Annotated in this window: 26 protein-coding genes; 13 read left to right on the forward strand and 13 right to left on the reverse strand. The window is 60.3% G+C overall.

Translation table 11 applies throughout. From position 1 onward, the window contains the following. The 9 genes from C7450_RS35120 to C7450_RS16725 form a co-directional block, all read left to right on the forward strand. Nucleotides 1-100: integrase core domain-containing protein (locus tag C7450_RS35120; protein WP_146227340.1), on the forward strand; the 100-nt coding region annotated here is incomplete at its 5' end. Nucleotides 101-185: 85 nt separating this feature from the next. Further along, nucleotides 186-647 carry a hypothetical protein gene (locus C7450_RS16685; RefSeq protein ID WP_146227362.1) on the forward strand — a complete coding sequence of 154 codons (462 nt, stop codon included), beginning with the start codon at nucleotides 186-188 and terminating at the stop codon, nucleotides 645-647. Nucleotides 648-1,702: 1,055 nt separating this feature from the next. Beyond that, entirely contained in the window at nucleotides 1,703-2,152 is a 450-nt protein-coding gene (locus C7450_RS16695; RefSeq protein ID WP_146227363.1) for a hypothetical protein, read from the forward strand. 11 nt (nucleotides 2,153-2,163) lie between these two features. Continuing rightward, nucleotides 2,164-2,409: a hypothetical protein gene (locus C7450_RS16700; RefSeq protein WP_110375605.1), complete on the forward strand. Its 246-nt coding sequence runs from the start codon at nucleotides 2,164-2,166 to the stop codon at nucleotides 2,407-2,409. Continuing rightward, a complete protein-coding gene (locus C7450_RS16705; RefSeq protein WP_110375606.1) occupies nucleotides 2,402-2,773 on the forward strand; it encodes a hypothetical protein in 372 nt (123 codons plus the stop codon). Before C7450_RS16700 ends, C7450_RS16705 begins: the two co-directional genes overlap by 8 nt. 8 nt (nucleotides 2,774-2,781) lie before the next feature. Beyond that, nucleotides 2,782-4,677 (forward strand): phage tail tape measure protein, encoded by a 1,896-nt coding sequence (locus tag C7450_RS16710; protein WP_110375607.1) that lies wholly within the window; start codon nucleotides 2,782-2,784, stop codon nucleotides 4,675-4,677. A 24-nt stretch (nucleotides 4,678-4,701) separates the two neighbouring features. Next, nucleotides 4,702-5,076 (forward strand): hypothetical protein, encoded by a 375-nt coding sequence (locus C7450_RS16715; protein WP_110375608.1) that lies wholly within the window; start codon nucleotides 4,702-4,704, stop codon nucleotides 5,074-5,076. Between the two features lie 64 nt (nucleotides 5,077-5,140). Next, nucleotides 5,141-5,458: a hypothetical protein gene (locus tag C7450_RS16720; protein WP_110375609.1), complete on the forward strand. Its 318-nt coding sequence runs from the start codon at nucleotides 5,141-5,143 to the stop codon at nucleotides 5,456-5,458. Nucleotides 5,459-5,470: 12 nt separating this feature from the next. Further along, nucleotides 5,471-5,824, forward strand: coding sequence for a hypothetical protein (locus tag C7450_RS16725; protein ID WP_146227364.1), 354 nt, complete (start codon nucleotides 5,471-5,473; stop codon nucleotides 5,822-5,824). 21 nt (nucleotides 5,825-5,845) lie between these two features. On the opposite strand, the gene C7450_RS16730 is transcribed toward C7450_RS16725, so the two are convergent. The 5 genes from C7450_RS16730 to C7450_RS16750 form a co-directional block, all read right to left on the reverse strand. Then, nucleotides 5,846-6,190, reverse strand: coding sequence for a hypothetical protein (locus C7450_RS16730; protein WP_110375611.1), 345 nt, complete (start codon nucleotides 6,188-6,190; stop codon nucleotides 5,846-5,848). Nucleotides 6,191-6,192: 2 nt separating this feature from the next. Beyond that, nucleotides 6,193-6,438 carry a hypothetical protein gene (locus C7450_RS16735; RefSeq protein ID WP_110375612.1) on the reverse strand — a complete coding sequence of 82 codons (246 nt, stop codon included), beginning with the start codon at nucleotides 6,436-6,438 and terminating at the stop codon, nucleotides 6,193-6,195. A gap of 68 nt (nucleotides 6,439-6,506) precedes the next feature. Beyond that, nucleotides 6,507-6,980: a contact-dependent growth inhibition system immunity protein gene (locus C7450_RS16740; protein WP_146227365.1), complete on the reverse strand. Its 474-nt coding sequence runs from the start codon at nucleotides 6,978-6,980 to the stop codon at nucleotides 6,507-6,509. Nucleotides 6,981-6,989: 9 nt separating this feature from the next. Continuing rightward, on the reverse strand, nucleotides 6,990-7,238 hold the full coding sequence (locus C7450_RS16745) for a hypothetical protein (RefSeq protein WP_146227366.1): 249 nt from the start codon (nucleotides 7,236-7,238) through the stop codon (nucleotides 6,990-6,992). Between the two features lie 62 nt (nucleotides 7,239-7,300). Beyond that, complete coding sequence (locus tag C7450_RS16750) at nucleotides 7,301-7,582, reverse strand: helix-turn-helix domain-containing protein (protein ID WP_210206471.1); 282 nt, start codon at nucleotides 7,580-7,582, stop codon at nucleotides 7,301-7,303. A gap of 181 nt (nucleotides 7,583-7,763) precedes the next feature. Between C7450_RS16750 and C7450_RS16755 the strand changes: the two genes are divergently transcribed. The 3 genes from C7450_RS16755 (at nucleotide 7,764) to C7450_RS16765 (ending at nucleotide 10,683) form a co-directional block, all read left to right on the forward strand. Then, a complete protein-coding gene (locus C7450_RS16755; protein WP_110375616.1) occupies nucleotides 7,764-8,207 on the forward strand; it encodes a hypothetical protein in 444 nt (147 codons plus the stop codon). A 754-nt stretch (nucleotides 8,208-8,961) separates the two neighbouring features. After that, entirely contained in the window at nucleotides 8,962-9,237 is a 276-nt protein-coding gene (locus C7450_RS16760) for a hypothetical protein (RefSeq protein ID WP_110375617.1), read from the forward strand. 792 nt (nucleotides 9,238-10,029) lie between these two features. Further along, nucleotides 10,030-10,683, forward strand: a complete 654-nt coding sequence (locus C7450_RS16765; RefSeq protein WP_110375618.1) for an immunity protein Imm33 domain-containing protein — start codon at nucleotides 10,030-10,032, stop codon at nucleotides 10,681-10,683. Nucleotides 10,684-10,704: 21 nt separating this feature from the next. On the opposite strand, the gene C7450_RS16770 is transcribed toward C7450_RS16765, so the two are convergent. Genes C7450_RS16770 through C7450_RS16780 form a run of 3 tightly spaced genes read right to left on the reverse strand, consistent with a single transcriptional unit; the run spans nucleotide 10,705 to nucleotide 12,806 of the window. Next, nucleotides 10,705-11,100 (reverse strand): DUF7674 family protein, encoded by a 396-nt coding sequence (locus C7450_RS16770; RefSeq protein WP_110375619.1) that lies wholly within the window; start codon nucleotides 11,098-11,100, stop codon nucleotides 10,705-10,707. Beyond that, on the reverse strand, nucleotides 11,097-11,942 hold the full coding sequence (locus C7450_RS16775) for a nucleotidyltransferase domain-containing protein (RefSeq protein ID WP_245449845.1): 846 nt from the start codon (nucleotides 11,940-11,942) through the stop codon (nucleotides 11,097-11,099). Before C7450_RS16775 ends, C7450_RS16770 begins: the two co-directional genes overlap by 4 nt. A gap of 3 nt (nucleotides 11,943-11,945) precedes the next feature. After that, nucleotides 11,946-12,806 carry a DUF3800 domain-containing protein gene (locus C7450_RS16780; RefSeq protein ID WP_170147274.1) on the reverse strand — a complete coding sequence of 287 codons (861 nt, stop codon included), beginning with the start codon at nucleotides 12,804-12,806 and terminating at the stop codon, nucleotides 11,946-11,948. Nucleotides 12,807-12,900: 94 nt separating this feature from the next. On the opposite strand from C7450_RS16780, the gene C7450_RS34595 reads away from it, so the two are divergent. Then, the gene (locus C7450_RS34595; RefSeq protein WP_245449847.1) at nucleotides 12,901-14,001 is read left to right on the forward strand and encodes a BrnA antitoxin family protein; all 1,101 of its coding nucleotides are present in this window, start codon (nucleotides 12,901-12,903) and stop codon (nucleotides 13,999-14,001) included. Between the two features lie 2 nt (nucleotides 14,002-14,003). Here the strand turns inward: C7450_RS34595 and C7450_RS16790 are convergent, their stop codons facing one another. The 5 genes from C7450_RS16790 to C7450_RS16800 form a co-directional block, all read right to left on the reverse strand. Then, nucleotides 14,004-14,579 carry an antA/AntB antirepressor family protein gene (locus C7450_RS16790; RefSeq protein ID WP_245449849.1) on the reverse strand — a complete coding sequence of 192 codons (576 nt, stop codon included), beginning with the start codon at nucleotides 14,577-14,579 and terminating at the stop codon, nucleotides 14,004-14,006. After that, nucleotides 14,579-15,283 carry a P63C domain-containing protein gene (locus tag C7450_RS16795; RefSeq protein WP_170147276.1) on the reverse strand — a complete coding sequence of 235 codons (705 nt, stop codon included), beginning with the start codon at nucleotides 15,281-15,283 and terminating at the stop codon, nucleotides 14,579-14,581. The genes C7450_RS16790 and C7450_RS16795 overlap by 1 nt, the downstream gene beginning before the upstream one ends. Beyond that, entirely contained in the window at nucleotides 15,252-15,476 is a 225-nt protein-coding gene (locus C7450_RS34000; protein WP_170147277.1) for a hypothetical protein, read from the reverse strand. The genes C7450_RS16795 and C7450_RS34000 overlap by 32 nt, the downstream gene beginning before the upstream one ends. Before the next feature lie 120 nt (nucleotides 15,477-15,596). Continuing rightward, nucleotides 15,597-15,734, reverse strand: a complete 138-nt coding sequence (locus C7450_RS34005; RefSeq protein WP_170147278.1) for a hypothetical protein — start codon at nucleotides 15,732-15,734, stop codon at nucleotides 15,597-15,599. Then, nucleotides 15,731-16,546 carry a KilA-N domain-containing protein gene (locus tag C7450_RS16800; RefSeq protein ID WP_146227369.1) on the reverse strand — a complete coding sequence of 272 codons (816 nt, stop codon included), beginning with the start codon at nucleotides 16,544-16,546 and terminating at the stop codon, nucleotides 15,731-15,733. Before C7450_RS16800 ends, C7450_RS34005 begins: the two co-directional genes overlap by 4 nt. Between the last annotated feature and the right edge of the window lie 32 nt (nucleotides 16,547-16,578).

Raw genomic sequence — 16,578 nt, forward strand, 5'->3', positions numbered from 1 at the left:
CTCCTGGATCGACGCCTACAACACCCGACGACCCCACTCGGCCCTCAACGGCATCCCGCCATTCCAGAGGCTGAACAACCTTCTTGGAAACGACAGCTAGCTAACCCGGATCGAGATTGATCGATCCGTCGTCAGAGGCCGGCGCGCCTCGCGCGCGACCGGCCGTCATCAACCGGAGAGACAAGTTGAACCAGCAAATCGTGGACACTATTGAAAATGGATTACGCGCGATGTGCGGAACAGCAACGGAGTACCAGCGTCTTGTAGACGCGGGACCCTTGTCGCACATCGTCATCAACGATTTCAAAGACAGGCTTCGCGCGCTTCCCAAAAAGGAGTGGCCGTCAGCAATCGAGATGCAGGCCCGAAATCGCGCTCATGAGATCCTCAGCTTCTATCTGCCCGGAGACCTTTATCATACATCGCAAGAATTCCTTTGGACGATGATCTCAATGGAGTTCTACAAGGTGTTCAAACCGCTATTCGCGAGCAGTCGGCCAACTTGGTCACACATGGCGTTGGCGAAGAACACGTTCTTAGCCGAGACCGAGGTTATCTACACGCGGGTACTTGGGACCGAAGACCAGCGCGGCGATGACGAAAAGAGACATAGCATCACTCGAGCGCACACCGACGTTTTACGATAAGCTTTGGCAGAGTGCTGGCCGTGGCGAGGCGTGGGCGCTGAAGGAACTAGTCGACGATTGGATCGACGGACGTGATACCGACGGCCTCGACCCTTCAAACTTCCTGCTTATGGTTCGCGCAGCAGCAAACCGGCGAGACGATTGGCATCAGGCAGAAGGCGAAGAGGACGCGGAGGCCTTCCAGCCAATGACCCATTCTCTGATCCGCACACATCGCGCTCTCTTAGAGTGGTATCTTTCGCACCATATCGTCGAGGCGCTTGAAGTATACTCGTGCCTAGATGACGCTGACTAATCAGCTGACACCATTGGGCCGGGCCGCGCCTCGCGCGCGGCCCGGAGAATGGTTGAGCTTTACGGCTGACATGTGGCGCCAGATAAGGTGTCTGCCCGACGGGACCCAGATCCGGATCCGCATTGTGGATTGAGGTGGGACACTTGCTCCGGGCGGGTGTGTCGAGCGTGTCCCCGAAGATAAACCAATATCCTGCGCCGCATAAGGCGCCTCATGCTGTAAGCCTCTAGCGAGGCTGTAGAGACGCATGGCGCGTTTATCAACGCCAGAAGCGGAACTGAGCCGATGCCGCTCCCTGGCCGTCCCTGGGCATCCTATGGGGTGTCCGCGAGGATGTGCGGGCGGGCGGACCCCGGCGGGTTAGGTTCTTCCCCCCACGGGTGGGTGCCGGGCTGAGGGGCAAGCGCACCTTTCGCACGTTTTCGGAAAATCGAAATTTCGAGTTTGCTTTGGGTCGCCCGGAACCTGGCCGTCTTCGCGGTGATCCTGCCCGAGGATGCTTATGAAAGTAGAAAAATCGTATTCGTCCGCAAACGAACCCGTAATAACTGCGTCCAACTGCGTCCGATCGTGAGCAACTACGAGCAACTGCGGACCATTTACTTCAGTTGAAAGATTTTTTATTGTGCGATGCGCCTTTCCGCGCTACTTTTGACGTGCCGTCCGTAAGCTCCTGCGCGGACAGAGCACAGCGCCGGCGGCCGTCGCTCCCATCGGCGGCCGCCGTTCCAGATGGGACATCATGAGCATATTTCAGAGCTTGAAACGCATCGCAGCAAGTAAAAAGCCAGCAGCATCTGCCGAGTTTGCGAAGCTGCTCGCCGAAGCTGCGTCCGAACGCGGCGATCTCGCCGTCGCGTTGGTTCGTGACATTGCGGAGGCCGACGCTAAGGTTGTCGCGGTAAATGCGAGCCTGCCCGATGGCTCGGATCCACTTGACACAGTCGAAGCGCGATCCCGCTGGATACCCTACCTCCCGAAGATCGTGACCGAGACGCGGCTTACGGCCTGGACGTTCTCAGATGAGACAGATCCGCTTCCTGATCAAATCGCCGGCGCCATCGAGGTCGACGCCACGGATCCCAACGCTGGTTGGTGGACTGACCCCGCGACGGTCGTCGGTGAGGCTGCGTCACGCCATCGAGGCATACCGCAGCATCCCGGCACGCGGCGAGGGTTGCGCGCCGTCACCTCCGGCGCGTCGAGATAACCGACAGCGCTATGCCGATCATCCCGACCTCGCTTGCGGCGGCTATTCGAGTGCCCGGCCTTCGCCCTGGACTGCCGGATGCATGGTCGTTCGAGGACCGCGGCTACGTCGAGCCGGCAGATGTCCTGCGCCGTCTCGATGAACTCGAGCGCGAGCGTCGTGTCGCAAAGCCGCTCACGCCGGAGCGACCGTCGCAGATCACGGTGCGCTTTGAGGCCGACGCTCCGTCCCCCACCGAGGTGGCTCTCGATGGTTGACCGCGAGTTCGTCGACCGGATTGCGGCGCTGGCTTCCCGGTATGGTGTCGAGATCAAACCGCTTCCTGGGGAGAGTGCTGAAACTTTCAATCGGCGCGCCCTTGAGATACTCGCGGTCGCTGCGCCGCCCGCCGCCTCTGCGGAAACGGCCATGGCCGTGGCAATGGTCGGTGCAAATTTTCAGGACCTTGTCGGGCGCCTGGGGCAGCGGCTCGTCCTGGTCCCCGATGAGGTGGGCGGGGACGTCGCGACCCTCACCCGCATGCGCGACGCGCTCGCGCGGGCGCTCAACGAGAGTGCGTCCGAGATGTCTGGTCTCGCGCACGCCATTAATGAACGGCTCGAAGCCGGCTCACTTAACTAAGGTCCACCATGGCAACGGTTACCTCCTCTCTTGTCCTGAAGCTGATCGACCAAATGAGCGGCCCCGCGAAGGGCGCCGCCGGGTCGCTCAAGGGTCTCGCCTCCGCTACGAAGAATCTCGAGAAGCTCGGAAAGATCACCGCTTTCCGTGAGGCCATGCGCTCCATGAAGGAGGCCTCATCGGCCTTCAAGCGGACGCAAGAACAAGTCCGGCGGCTGAAGACCGAGCTGGCTGGTACGGACAGTCCTTCGAGAAAGTTGCAGAGCGCGCTGAAGGCAGCCGAGCGCGCGGCCGCGAGTGCCAAGAAGGCGTTCATGGATCAGGGACAGGCTGCGCGCCAGGCCCGGACCGCGCTCGAGCAGTCCGGCGGCTCGGTCCGCCGACTGGCCGGCGACGAGGCAAAGCTCCGCAACGCGATCGACCGCACGAACGCCGCGCTCCAGCGCCGCGCGCAGCGCGCGGACGCGCTTCGCGGCCTTGGCGGCATGGGAGCCGCCGGCGCGCTCGTCGCGGGTTACCATGCCCGGCGTCTAGGACAAAAATCTATTGTGAGCGCTGCCGAATTCGATCTGGGTGTCAAACGTCAACGCTACGTTCAAGGCCTATCTGGTGAAGAGCAGGCGCCGCTCATCGAGCAAGCCAAGAGGATAGGGCAGGAAACGCAATTTACGAACCTCGATGTCGTCCGCGCACAGACCAAGGCTATGCAGGGTCTTGACGCTGCCGCGCCTGGCGTGCGGGCCGATATTGCTCAAGGTTTGATGGAGCACGTCAAAAACTATGCCATGATTATGGAGGCTGACCTCGAAACGTCTGCCGAAGCTGTCCGCTCCTATCTGCTGGCCACCCGCAAAGATATCTCCACCAAGGAGAAGGCTCTTAAGGAAGCCGGCAAGGCCGTCAACCAGATGGTCAAGATGGCCAAAATGGGCGGCATGGACGATGAAGATGTCCAGCAGTTCTTCAAGTATTCGGCAGCATCTGCAACGACGCTAGGCCTGACGACAGACACGCTGATGTCGCTCGGAGCATTGGCCCGCCGCGGTGGTCTTCGCGGTGATGAGGCTGGCGTATTTGTTAGATCGGCTTCCGCCAAGATTGCCTCTCCGACCAAAAAGGGCCTGTCGGCGCTCAACGCGGCTGGCATCAACTACAGCGATTATGTGCGGATGCCAGACAAGCTCGATGTCGGCGGGCTCGAAGGCCAGTTTAAGATGAACATGGGCATCGGCCTCGAAGACGGTGTCCGTAAGAAGCTCACGGACATCCTGGCCGACAAGGGGTTGCTGGGAGATCGGGGCAAGTTCATTGAGGCGGTCACCGGCGCGGTAGAGGAGCAGTTTCCCCGAACCAAAAAGGGGACGATGCGACCGGCCGATCGGGTCAATATCTCCAAAGTCGCCGACACTTTTTACAGGCTCTCCGCACAGAGCGTCGATGCCGAGGGACTGCTCGATGCGGTGATGAGCAGCAACATGACGCTTGCCCAGCTCAATGCGTTCCTCACGGACAAGCAGGGCGGTCGTGGCGCCATAACCCAGTCGCAGTGGGATCAGTTCAAGGCCGCACGCCAGCAAATAAAGAATGCCGGTGACGATGAGGACATGGCCAAGAATATGGCCACGAACATCATGTCCGGCCTGGGTGGCTCTCTCGAGAACCTGAAGGGGTCTGTCGAAAATCTAGTCACGTCGATCGGCACTGCGAACGAGGGCCTAAGCGTGACCGCGACGCCGAAGGTGGACACGTCATCAATCGACGCCGCGACAGCCAAGGCGCGCGAATTGAACGCAGAGCTGAGCCGGGCTGGATCTCTTGCGCAGGCGGCCGGCCGCGCTGCCCGCGATGGGCTGGCCCAGAAGCTGCGCGGCGTTCACGCCGACCCTGGAATTGAGGCGCGCTGACGGAAGTCAAAGGAAGGAACTCATATGCACGATCATGACCAACCTGACACGACCGGGCTTCCGGTTGGCGCAATCGATATCGCCGCCTTGGCGCGACTGCCCAAGCCCGCGGATGCGGCGGCGGAACGTCGCCGCGCTATCGCAATCCATGACGTCGGCGCACAGGCGCGGCGTCTCGGGATCGCTGTTGATGTCACCTCGGCCCTCGAGCTAGGGGTCGATCCTCGTGGTCTTCGGCTGGCCGTTCTCGATGCTGCTGCCGCGCGGAGCGACGCCACTGCCGTCGTCGCCGCGCAGCCCGAAGCGCCGGCCGTCGCCGCCGGTCCAGCTAGACCCAAGCGCTCCGCGCTCGTCGAGATGGCGCGCCGCTCCGCCGATGCTGGGAACTCTGGCCGGTGATCGCACCTCATCGCATCGCCGGCCAGTCCTTCAACCTTCCACCTCATCAACCCGGGGATCGCCGATGACTTCCGATACCATTTCTGTTGCAGAAGCCCACGAACTCATTGCCATGGCGCCGGCGGCAGTTGCCGCCGGAATTGACATCGAAGCGGAGGTTCGCGCCGGCACGTCCGCCGCCGATCTGCGCGCCAGGCTTGCTGCAACCGGGATCTCCACCGGAGCGAAGACCGGTGAGGCCGCCATCGTGACCTTGGCGCGCTCCAGCGCCGCAGCTGCCGCAACCCGGCAGGGCTCTGACGGACAGGCTGGGAAATCACCGCTCGTCACGCTGGCGCAAGCGCGCGCTGATCGCGCCAACCGCGGCAGGGCTTCTCTCTGAGGAGTGCGAATGATGGAAAAGAAAACCAGGCGATCGACACCACGCCGCCTGTATTACGGGCCCGAGAAAATGCGCGCCGCCTTTATGGCCGGCGCTGGCCGCTCGGGCACAGAGATCGCGACGGTGCTCGGCGGGACCAGCAGCCATAAGGTGCGCGCCATGCTGCGTAAGGCTGGCTTGAGCATGACCCGGCGCGGCGGTGACGACGCCATCCTTCAGACCCATCTGCGCCGGCGCGAATTGGCTTCGCTGGTTGCTGAAGCCGATCGCCGGGACTTCGATCCCGGCGATCTCGTCGCGGCTCTGGTCAGGGCCTGCATCGAGGATCCGGTGCTTATCGACAACATCATCGACGACGCGGCTTAGCAGGCCTTCGCGGCGTTTGGCTTAGCGCAGAGACACATCCACGTCGGCACCTTCAAAGACATACTCGCCGAAATCACTGGCTCTTGGCGAGAGGCCGTCCCACTCAATGCAAATCGTAACGCCGGATGTGTCTTTCTTTATCGAATAGATCGCCCCAAATTCGAGACGCGGCGTGAACTCTTTCTCGGGCTCGCCGTTTCTGGTGATCGAACGGATACCGCGGATGGAAACCGTGGTCGGCGGCATATCCGGGGTATCGAAACCCGTTGAGAATTCTTCGACCGCGAAATGTACTTCGTCGCCTACGAGCCTGACCGCTTCAATCGGCGCGTCGTGGAAAAGGCGATGGTCGATTATCTCCGCCACTTCTACTCAAGCTCCATCAAAGCCAAAGCGCTCTTCAAGGCCTCGGCTGCGATTGGCGATAGTACGACGTCGCCACCTGCTGACAGATCCCGCAGCGTCTCAGCGGCCAGGCCATATTCCCGATGCGCGAGAAACTCGCGAGCTTGAGCGACCTGCAATTCGCACCGCAGCGTCTTACTACCGTCCAAAGCACAAGCGAGCAGCATCTCAAGCTCGTTCCATAGCTGATTGAGTTCCTTATCCGCCATTTTCACCCGCCGGCAGATTGACGCGACTGCCGTCCTTCCGACCGACTGTTTGCGAAGGAAGGCCCGTCCTAGCGTCCATTCTTGAACCGATCGTATCTGCTGCGCATGTCGTCGCGCAGAGACGCTGAGCCTTCCAGTCGGTTGATTTCTTCGAAATAACGTTGGGCGATTTGGTCGATCCGCTCACGCCAGCCGGAATGACGAGCCACTGTCTCCGGCGGCAGCGCCAACACTGCGGCGAGCAGGTCACCCTCATAGAAAGATCCCCACGTCAGCGGATCGGCATCGAGCTTCTCCAATGCGAGCGGTACCAGATAGGGCAGCCCGACCTTCTGGCTGATCAACAGCCGCAATTCTCCGGCTGTGAGATCCCGGATGGGCTTTGTCCGCGCGGCGTGCACCCTTTGGACGACGGAACTGCCGAATGTCGGCTCTCCCCAGCGGTCGTTCTCCAGATCCTCGAGTGAGCGCGTCCGGTGATCGACGATGTGGGGCTTTTCCTTCCGTTTCATCGAAGCCTCCTTTAGCGGCGGCGCCCACATCCAGCTTGCTCACTCGTGGTTGTCCGGTTGCGCGTCCGGCTTGATGGCTTCCGCGACGAGACCGCGGCTTCCATCGCGGAATTCTCGCTGACGAGCTGTAATGACTGCGCCGACCTCAAATTTCCAATTTTCATTGACCGGTCGCGGACCTGCAATACGGTACATATCACGCCCAAGATGCTCTGCGGGAACAGGACGCCATACTTCCGTGCCTTCCTCCAGCAGCGGCATATAAATCGTCACGAACACAGGCCCCACCCGCATTCTCCCCGTTCAGCTCGGCTGGCTTGGTCCCCTGCGCTACTTCTCCAGGCGCTTGATCACCCGTCGTTCTCAGCATTGAGCTGCTCGGGCTTCAGTCCCTCATCGGCACTCTGGCGCAGGCTGACGCCTTCGCCAAGCGCCGGGTCGCCGGCGGCGAGGAAGACGATGCCGTGCTTTTCGAGAGCCAGCACCATCATGGCGAGCGTCGCCCGCCGGGGGATCGCCGTATCGGCCTCGAAGGTTCGCACGGTCGATATTCCGACCTGGGCGGTGTTGGCGAGGTCGGCCTGCGACCAGTTCAAAAGCGCCCTGGCGGCGCGGCATTGGGATGCTGTCATCATCTGCGCACGATATGCGCATTGCGAAATAGTAGCCAGAACCAACGAAAAAAGATGGACCACGATCAGCTTCGTGGTTAACTTTTAGAAACAACGGAAAACGTTGCTTTGCTTCACCGCTGCCGCGGCCCCCTGTGCGCGGCAAACGCTTTCGCTCGCCCTGATGACCAAGAGGCCGCCTATGTCGATATCGCTTCCCCCCAACGAGCCGCCGTCCGATCCGTTCGACCTTCCGTCACTCTCCCGGTCCGAGCAGGCCGCGCTTGCCGCGCGCCTGCTGCCCCCAGCCGTCGCCGACGAGGTGACCGTGACCGCGCTTCTCGATCGCTACGCGTATTGGGACGATGCTGCCTTCGACGAGCCGATTGCCCAGGCGGCGCAACGGGCTCAAGAGAGCCCCGTGTTTTGTGTGATCGCCGATCGGAAAGAAGAAGTCATCAACCGGCTGGTTGCCACGCCGGCATTGTCGGTCGATGAACTGGCCGAGAAGCTGACCTACGCCCTGGATCTCCTTGGTGAGCAATGGACTGACCAGCGCGACTTCCGCCTGATCGAGAGCGCTGCCCGTGACGCAGCGCGGTTGCGGAAAGAGGAGCGGCGTCAGCCGTCTGCGGCTCTCATGTAGCGCGCCTTGCGGCGACCCTGCCGCAGTCACTTCCGGCGATCCTTTGATGGGCTCGGTCCGCCACGGCGGCCGGGCCTTTTTTGCGCGCCGTGCCATCGCGCCCGGGCTGGACAGATTGTCGGCGACTGGGAAGGCTTTATCCAACTCTCATGAAGCGGAGCGAACACGACCGAATATCATCGGGCACCTCCAGACGAGGCGCACGTCGAGAATACGTGCCGAATAGGTAAAGAAGATGAGTGCCGCTACCTGACGTTATCGGAAAGCGGGTGGTGTTGCGAAAAGCTCTCTGAGCTCAAGGATGTCATCGACGCGCGCGTTGCCCGCGGCAAGCAGAAGGCGCGCGGTGACAATTGCGATGGGATGGGAAGCCAGGCGAATGGTCCCCGCTCCAGGATGACGGAGAAGGAATTCGCTGCGCGGCTTGAGAAGAGGTGCGCCGAAGCGCGCGCAGCAGCTGCTCGAGGCGTCGCACCGCGGCCCGTAAACCCTATCTTGCTAGAGTTGGTGCAGTCCATGGCGCGCCGGCAAGCGCCCATTGACGCTGGGCTTCCACCGGAAGAGGATAAGCGGAAGCGCCGTCGCTTTTAGCCGTTTCTTGATAAGTTATGCCGGCATCAACCAGTTCGGTCCGCAATCTAAAGAGGGGCTGATGATCAGAGCCGATATGGCAATGATTATCGACCCTCCGCTTTCGCACGGCTAAATAGGCTTAGGCAGCTTATCCTGCCGCGGTTTCGCAACAGAGAGAGTTATGGACGACGAAGGCGATCGCACGGTTGGTGGGTATCGTCTCAAGCAAACCTGCTGGGCCTGCCCCGAGCAATACGATGTATTCCGGGGCGCTGAGCAAGTCGGCTATCTGCGACTGCGACACGGGCGGTTCGATGCAAGTGTTCCAGATGTGGATGGAGGCATCGTCTACGAGGCCATGCCGAAAGGTGATGGCCGGTTTGAGGACGACGAGAGAGACAGGTTCTTGCGCGAAGCCGTCGCCGCCATTGATGAGGCCCTAAGATTAAATCCATAGCCTCGTCCCCCTTCGCCACACCGACTGAGATCGGTCTCATGATCGAATGGAGCTGGCGCATCGAGACCAAACGTCGATTATATGCGGCAGCTGGAGCGACGAGGCGCTACCGCGGCCGGGCTTTTCTGTGTGTCTGGCACCGCACCTAGCGCGCGAGATGTCTTAGGAGGGAAGGCCGTTTCACGCGTCCGAGTGCCACCGCAATCGCCGCGCATCCACACAATCAGCTCCCATGTGCTCAACGAAGGAAGCTCTCAAGCGTGGCAGCCATTTCTCTCTATAGGATAGCGGGGCGTCGGCCTCTCCTTCAGCTAAGAGAACCCATTCAGCGAACTGGGACGCTGTCACTGTACCCCAGGCTGGAATGAAATCCGTCACGTGCACATATTCGCCCGCCTGCAAGCTCCCACAGTGGCCCCACGAGCCACAGATTTGCTGCATGAGTGCATTGAAGCCAATTTTCTGCGTCATGATAGTGTGCGCTGCGATTGAGGCGTGATGCCAGCTCGCGCGTCATCAAATTACAGAGCCACGCAAACATCCGCAATAGAGGCATCAGCGGGCCTGGCCTTGCGACTGGGCATGTAGCGCCGCGCATCTTCTCTAGCAATGGTCGAATGGCGGCCACCGTTGTATGGCTCACCCCTAGCTCTGCTTCAATGCATATTCCACTGCTCCGGCTTCTCTCAGAGCTAGCCCTCGTTCAGCGCGCGCTCTGCGTCCGGATCGAGATGGCGGTGGCTTCCGCATATAGAGCTACCATTGGGTCCCCTTGTCCCTGTAAGAAAAAGTATGGAAACACCCGATACACCCGGCTACGCCTTGATGGATCCGCGCGAGCGGGCGGCTGAGGCGCCTTACACATTCTTTCTGCCCAGCTCAGTCGAGTTGGCTGCGATCTCACCCGGCGACCTGGTCAAACTGATTTTCGAGCATGCGCCACCATCCGAAAACATCGAGCGAATGTGGGTGACGGTCGAGGAGGTGCAAGGTGAGGCGTTGCAAGGAAAACTCGCGAACGAGCCGTACGAAGAGGCTTCATCCGTCCATCTCGGTGATAGCGTTGCGTTCGAACGGTATCAGGTCGTGGATATCATATGGAGGGATCCGGCAGGGAAACCCCAGCCAGAAGAGAGGCGGGAATTCTGGGACCGTTGCCTTGTAGATGCTTGCGTTCTCGATGGAAGTGAGCCTGTCGAGTATCTGTGCCGTGAGGAACCAAATATGGGCCGGGAAGGCGACAGTTTTCCCGATAGCGGCTGGCGCATACGAGGACGCTTTGGGGACGCCAGCGATGAGGAGGTCCAGGCGCGCAAGGCCCAGTACGTTGCACTGGGTGCTGTCCTCAACGCAGACGATAGCTGGCTGCATCTCATCGATGCCCCGATCGGGTCTCGGCTCATGCGCGACTTTGAGAGCGGAGATTATGTCGAGGTGGAAGAGTAATCCGGATGCCGCTCGACACTCTTATGACGGATTGTCGAGGCCTTGTCCCCAGGCCGCATCGAGGGAGTTCCACGCACGCAGGCTCATCGGGCCGAGCCATTGGTGGAAGGATGAAAGCTCGACGGCGGAATTGAGGGCGTGGTTCTGCAAGCCTTCCAGAAACCCCGCGGCCGCGGCGTTCTGAACATAGGGATCGCCGTCCGCAAGCCAGCGCTCGACGACGGCAAAGATAGCCGGCATCAGGTCTGTGTCTCCTCGTTCCAACTTGCCGGCTACGTGATGCGCCAAGCCGCCAAGCGCAATATAGAGAGGCGGTTCAGGATCATCGGCCCATTCCTCCTGGAACAGGCGCCATTGCGGCTCGAGGCTGGGGTCTGCCGCGATCAGCAACAGTATCATGTCGGATCGCGTGATCATCGTCCGAACCTCTCGACAGCCTCCCGAAAGAACGCTTCCGCCTCACGCTTCGCGCTCTCGTCGATGGGCACCGGCCCGGTCTCGAATACCTCGCGCGCGGCGTCAAACACCCTGTCGATGAAGGCGGCGATGGGCTCGGGCACCGGCCCGAGACCCATCTCCCGGGTAATCGCCTTACGGGCGAGCAGATCCCCGACCAGTGCGGCAAGCTCCGCCGGCGGCTCGCCTTCGGCCATCAGCGTCGGAAAGTGCATCGGGGGTACCGCGGCCTCCTGGTGCAGCCGGAGCCAGCGCAGAGCCATGGCTGGCCGCAGGGCATAGAAGACCTTTTTGAGCGCGACCTCCTTGCCGTCGCCGAAATAGGTCCGCCGCTGGCGCTCGCCGAGGTGCAGGTAGTGCCGGCCGATCAACTCGCGCCGCGCCAGGCGCCTGGCCAAGGCGAGGAACGTGTCTCGGAACCATGGATCGGCGCCGTAGACGACCGGCGACGTCAGCCATTCGATGATAACGGCGTTGCCCTTGAGCATGAGCGTCAGCGCCTTGCCGAGATCCCAGCCATTGACGTCGAGGTCGCCCTCGAGCGGCGTCTCGATGACATCGCGATCAGGCCAGGGCGTCAGATAGCGCGCGATCGGCCGGATGAAGACGAAGCGGCAATCATAGTCGCTGTCGGGCGACGGAAAGCCCCACGCCCGGCTGCCGCTCTCGATGGCGAGCGGGATGGTGACACCGTGCTCGCGCCGGATCGCGTCCAGGCGCGCGTCGATCAGCGCGACGGTCGCGGGGTCCATGCTGGCGGGGATGGCGCGTGAATGGCCATTGTCCGAAGAGAGACCGCACATCGCTCATAGGTCCGGAAATCTGTAGCCAACAGCCACCAGGGACTGCTGCTGTTTGGGTGAGAGCGGACCAACAAAACCATCTGGGATAAGCTTGAAGCCGAATTCGCGCGGCGTGCCGTTCTTTCTAATAAATCGGGGCGAAAGCGCTTGCAAATAGGCCGGTTGAACTACTTTGAAATTGTCCTCGTCTATCGCCTGAAAAATCGCGCTCGCAACACAGTCGGCAATCTGTAAGCCAGGCTCGTTCTTCGGCCGGTCGCTTGTAATCCCGTCGATATCAACGACGGGCCAAGTGATCTGGCGCTTGTTGTTGAAAGGGGTGGACGATAATCGAGCGAGCTTCAATTTGTGAAGATAGGCCTGCGTCTGAGAGTACGCGAAATTCGCGCGGTGGGCAAAAATGATTTTGATTGGAAGAGGTGGGATATTGGATGTACGACATTTCCGGAGGCACGCTTCGCTTGCGCTCTCCAAGAGATACCGGAACATGTGATTGTAGAACCAGTTATAGTTCTGTGGGCGAACACGGCCTCTTACAACGTGAAAGTTCTTCATTTCTACGCGACGGTTTTTGTATCCCTTCATGTTGCGTTTATTCGACACAATAGCGACTAGACCGACCTCCATCGCTCCAATAGCCTGGATCGCTTGCTTTTGATGGTCAGCCTTCAAATCTCGGAAATGCAGTTCGTCATCTGGGGCTAGCCCGAGCGGGCGTTTGACTTCGGCAAAGCCTGAGGTGAGAGCCACCTTACGATTGGCGCTGACTAAGATGCCCGCCATAACGAAGTATTCTGATGCCCCACCCGGATCGATGGGCCTGACCTTGTCAAGACCTTCATCGCCAGCCTCGTCGATGAACAAATAGAACCCATGCCGCATAGTCTGCCCCCCGGCAAATCGACGACACACAACGCGAACTATGCCAGATTGGGCTAGACTAGGAAACAAGCCTGCCGTGATCACTTGGCTGCACCGCGAGCACCTGAGCCAGGACGAGCGCGACCGGCTGATCGTAGCGTATGCGGAGGCGCTGGCGGAGCGGGAGGCTGGTGAAAAGGCGACCGGTGGAAACGGCGTTTCCACCGGTCGATCTAGCCGGCGCTCAAATGCCGGCAACCAGCCTGGCGTTGCAAAGCAAGCCGCCAAGGCGCTCGGCGTATCGAAGCGCCGCGTCAAAGAGGCCGTCATGCCCGCGTTGACGAAGGATCGAGAAGGGAACCGCTTAGGGAAAAATGCGGTGCACTCCGTTCACCGAGACCACCGGGGCAACTCCTTAAGGAGTGGCCTTACGTCCTCTATGCTCCGCGATTTGATGCGGGAGGTCGAAAACGATTTTGACCAACATGGAGAGATACTCCACTACGGCGTGTGCATCTGCCGCATTCGTTCCTTGCGCTCCAGGTTCGGGATGAGCATTTTCATTTCCGAGCACACGAACTTCATGTGCCCATTCCACCATGATGGGCGGAAGGATAAGGCGATCTTTGATGCGAATGCTGAGCTGGCGTCATTTGCGGAAACCGCCAAGCGGATCAACCTGTCCACCGACCAGTTTCAGGGCCTGCGGTATGCCGGTGGCCTAAATGGGATCGGCGGCAAGGATTTTGACAAGGGCATCCAGGACTTCGTCGAAAAGCTGAACGATGCCCGACATCAGGAAACGGATCTCGGAAAGGGGAGCAGGAACCCGGTGTTCAAGACGCAGCGCCTTAACGACGGAGCGTCGCCCGTCACCGCGGATAGGAGGATAGGCCCTATGCCCAAGCGGAGGACTGAGAACGTCGAGGACCCCGACAATCCCGAGTGGACCGACGCGATGTTCGCGCGCTCCAAGCCTGCGAGCGCGCTGCCGCCGGAGATCCGGAGCGCCTTTCCAAAGACCCTGCGTGCGCGCCGGCTAAGCAAGAGGACGACGGAGACCGTCATGTTCCACCTCGATAAGGAGGTCCTGGATTTCTATCGCACCGGCGAAGAGGACTGGCAAACCCGGATCAATGATGCGCTTATCGAGGCCATGCGCGCTGCAAAGAATGGCAGCCGGTCTAGCGGATCGTGATTTCAATCGATATCGGCCATGTCCTTTGCTCCCCGCATTCTCCTCCTGCTGCCCCTGTCCGAACCAGCGTGGCTCGAGCCCTTCGTCGAAGCATGCCTCAATGACAAGGTCCGACTAATCGCGGTCGTCGGCGAGGGTGGCCGCATCTCCTCCACCTGGCCCTGAAGCTCGATCACCTTTTCGGTATAGTTTAGCAACAGGCCGCGCATGGAGGCCGGGTCATTCAGAATGGCGGCAGGATCGACACCGCCTTTTGCCCGGCGCTCGCACTCGATGAAATACTGTCTCGCGCGCTTCCCTTGCTCATTCCGTTCGACCATCGCCAACTCTTTGGCCATATCCAACGTTATTGCGTACTCGATCCGGGGGGCACCTTTTTCGGAGTTTTCCGAAAAAGAAACGAAATCAGTGCCTTCGACAAACCCATATTGCTTCACGCGGTCCTTACTCCATGTCGAGAAATGGTCTCGGTTCGCAATAAATCGGTGCAGATCGCGAGCATGCACGGTCTGCACCGTGGCTGCGCCAATGGCACCTTCTGTCACGACAGGAAATTGGCTATCACTCATGTCGGTCATCACTGCACCCCTCCCTGTGGATAGATCATGGAGAGCTGCTGGCCGGGTTTGCAGAACGCCTGGGTGCAGCGCGCCTCGAAGTCTCTGTAGTCCACTGACGACTTCGCGAGGGTCGTTACCGCGTCGATCTGCTTTTCCAAGAGACGCAGGCCGGCATCGTCGGTGAGCCACTGATGGAGCTTCTCGGACTTTTTCCGCGCCCGGATCTCTTCGACGATCTCGCTGGGCACGACCGCCTTATAGATCCATGTTTCTGTGATCTTGCCGACGATGCTCGGCAGGGCACGATGCTGGTTCCCATAGTGGAAGCCGAACAACTTGCATATCGCCTGATAGTAGGTGGGATGGAACCGGCGGTCCCAGTCTCTCGCCTCTTCGCGAATGAGTTTCGATATAAGGTCCTGCAGGGCATTCGGTTCGCGAGCGTACTGATAGCCCGTGGCTTCGTCGATGAGAGCAACGAGGCCGACGCCGATAAGGGCTGAACCGAGGTGCACGCAGCGCTGACCGATGTGTTCCTGATGCTTTGTCAGTTTCCCTTGCCCATGGGCTACGATGCCAGCCTTGATGATCGACCGCAGTACCTCATGATCGACCCAATTGGCGGTACCACCGCTGGGCATGTCAACTTCAAAAACGGCCACTCCGATTTCGCCTTTATTTTCAGAGGGGTTAAGGCCGATTTTTGGCGCAGAAACGCTCAAAACGGCCACTCCGCGTTTTTTCAGTGAACCCAAGGGTTTTAACCATCTGCCGCTGGATGAACCCGCGACGGCCATCTTCCAGCACGGCACATTCGAAGGCGAGCTCGGGACCGAGCTTCACGGTGCCATAATGGGTGGCTTTCAGCCGGCCCTTGTCTTTTGAGCCCTTCTGGCTCACGTTCTTTGTAGTCATAGCTGGCCCTCCAACGGCCGATCTGTGGCGAGGCCCTGGCTTCCAACCGGGTCCGAAATCGACGACGACGGGGAGAGGGTTCCAATCTGCGCCCCGTCGTCGTTTCCAGAGGCAGAAGCCTCAGCCCGCGCATGTCTTTCCCGGATGGATCTGACGATCTCCGCATTGCGCGATGAGTTCGGGAGCGACGCGGTAAAGGTAGGGGTTGCCAAGTTCGTCAACGCCATCATCGTCGACGCAGACAATACGCTCGCTCATGGCTGTACTCGCTCCACCTCACCGACGAGACGGAGCCGACCTTGGCCGCGGCGTTCGCTTATTTTCTGTTGGACGATCAGCAGCCCGCCATTCTCAAGCCAGTTGGAGGCCTTGTCGGGATCGAAAAGCCTTGCTTTTGAGAGGCCAAGCTCTCCGCACCCGTTGTCTGCTATGCGGCAGCCCATCTTTTCAAGGCGGTTGCCGAACCACGAAGCCGCGTTCTTCAGGGGAGGGAACTTGTTGTCCCGCCAGATTTGCCCGGCAGTGCGGCCGCGCCTCAAGATGTAGTTTTGAGCCGCCATCTCGGAGCGCACCAGCGCTTGGATGTCGACCTGAGCGGGTGCTAGCGAATTTTCGATCACTGTGACCTTGTGCGCGAGCATTCGCAGGATACCGAAAGATCGGGTTATCTCATCGGCCAGCTCGGCTGAGATGCCCGGCTGGCGGCGGCCCTCCATCCTCTCCCGGACAACCGAATTGCACCACATGTGGAATTCAGGGGAGAGGTACTTGGCGTACGCTAAGGCGATCTGCCAGTGGGCCATGGTACCGCCGTTGTGGCGGCCGCGTGTTCCCTTCCAAATACCCTCCACGGGGGCATTTAGAACCATCGCGACATGATCAAGGAATTCGCGGTGCGCTGCGTCTTTCTTCCAGTCGTCGGGGCGTCGGCCGTCAACCGATCCTGCCGCCTTCCACATATCGGTAAGCGACAGCATCTCGTTTTTGTCGCGGATCACCTCGCCATTGTAGACAAGCCTGGCGGGGAGGTCGCGAGCGCCGTCGTTCGGCGAAGTCAGTTCGCTCGTCATCTCAAAACCTACGTGTTGTGGGTGGGGCGGCC

This window comes from Chelatococcus asaccharovorans (assembly GCF_003201475.1).
In the GTDB taxonomy this organism is placed as follows: Bacteria; Pseudomonadota; Alphaproteobacteria; order Rhizobiales; family Beijerinckiaceae; genus Chelatococcus; species Chelatococcus asaccharovorans.

What these genes read in the sequence shown, in the direction of transcription:
- C7450_RS16710 (WP_110375607.1), top strand. Translation starts at nt 2,782, where the DNA reads ATGGCAACGGTTACCTCCTCTCTTGTCCTGAAGCTGATCGACCAAATG.
- C7450_RS16790 (WP_245449849.1), bottom strand. Translation starts at nt 14,579, where the DNA reads ATGACCGACATGAGTGATAGCCAATTTCCTGTCGTGACAGAAGGTGCC.
- C7450_RS34000 (WP_170147277.1), bottom strand. Translation starts at nt 15,476, where the DNA reads ATGACTACAAAGAACGTGAGCCAGAAGGGCTCAAAAGACAAGGGCCGG.
- C7450_RS16715 (WP_110375608.1), top strand. Translation starts at nt 4,702, where the DNA reads ATGCACGATCATGACCAACCTGACACGACCGGGCTTCCGGTTGGCGCA.
- C7450_RS16740 (WP_146227365.1), bottom strand. Translation starts at nt 6,980, where the DNA reads ATGTGGGCGCCGCCGCTAAAGGAGGCTTCGATGAAACGGAAGGAAAAG.
- C7450_RS16725 (WP_146227364.1), top strand. Translation starts at nt 5,471, where the DNA reads ATGGAAAAGAAAACCAGGCGATCGACACCACGCCGCCTGTATTACGGG.
- C7450_RS16755 (WP_110375616.1), top strand. Translation starts at nt 7,764, where the DNA reads ATGTCGATATCGCTTCCCCCCAACGAGCCGCCGTCCGATCCGTTCGAC.
- C7450_RS16735 (WP_110375612.1), bottom strand. Translation starts at nt 6,438, where the DNA reads ATGGCGGATAAGGAACTCAATCAGCTATGGAACGAGCTTGAGATGCTG.
- C7450_RS16750 (WP_210206471.1), bottom strand. Translation starts at nt 7,582, where the DNA reads ATGACAGCATCCCAATGCCGCGCCGCCAGGGCGCTTTTGAACTGGTCG.
- C7450_RS16760 (WP_110375617.1), top strand. Translation starts at nt 8,962, where the DNA reads ATGGACGACGAAGGCGATCGCACGGTTGGTGGGTATCGTCTCAAGCAA.
- C7450_RS34005 (WP_170147278.1), bottom strand. Translation starts at nt 15,734, where the DNA reads ATGAGCGAGCGTATTGTCTGCGTCGACGATGATGGCGTTGACGAACTT.
- C7450_RS16765 (WP_110375618.1), top strand. Translation starts at nt 10,030, where the DNA reads ATGGAAACACCCGATACACCCGGCTACGCCTTGATGGATCCGCGCGAG.
- C7450_RS16800 (WP_146227369.1), bottom strand. Translation starts at nt 16,546, where the DNA reads ATGACGAGCGAACTGACTTCGCCGAACGACGGCGCTCGCGACCTCCCC.
- C7450_RS16770 (WP_110375619.1), bottom strand. Translation starts at nt 11,100, where the DNA reads ATGATCACGCGATCCGACATGATACTGTTGCTGATCGCGGCAGACCCC.
- C7450_RS16700 (WP_110375605.1), top strand. Translation starts at nt 2,164, where the DNA reads ATGCCGATCATCCCGACCTCGCTTGCGGCGGCTATTCGAGTGCCCGGC.
- C7450_RS16720 (WP_110375609.1), top strand. Translation starts at nt 5,141, where the DNA reads ATGACTTCCGATACCATTTCTGTTGCAGAAGCCCACGAACTCATTGCC.
- C7450_RS16775 (WP_245449845.1), bottom strand. Translation starts at nt 11,942, where the DNA reads ATGTGCGGTCTCTCTTCGGACAATGGCCATTCACGCGCCATCCCCGCC.
- C7450_RS16705 (WP_110375606.1), top strand. Translation starts at nt 2,402, where the DNA reads ATGGTTGACCGCGAGTTCGTCGACCGGATTGCGGCGCTGGCTTCCCGG.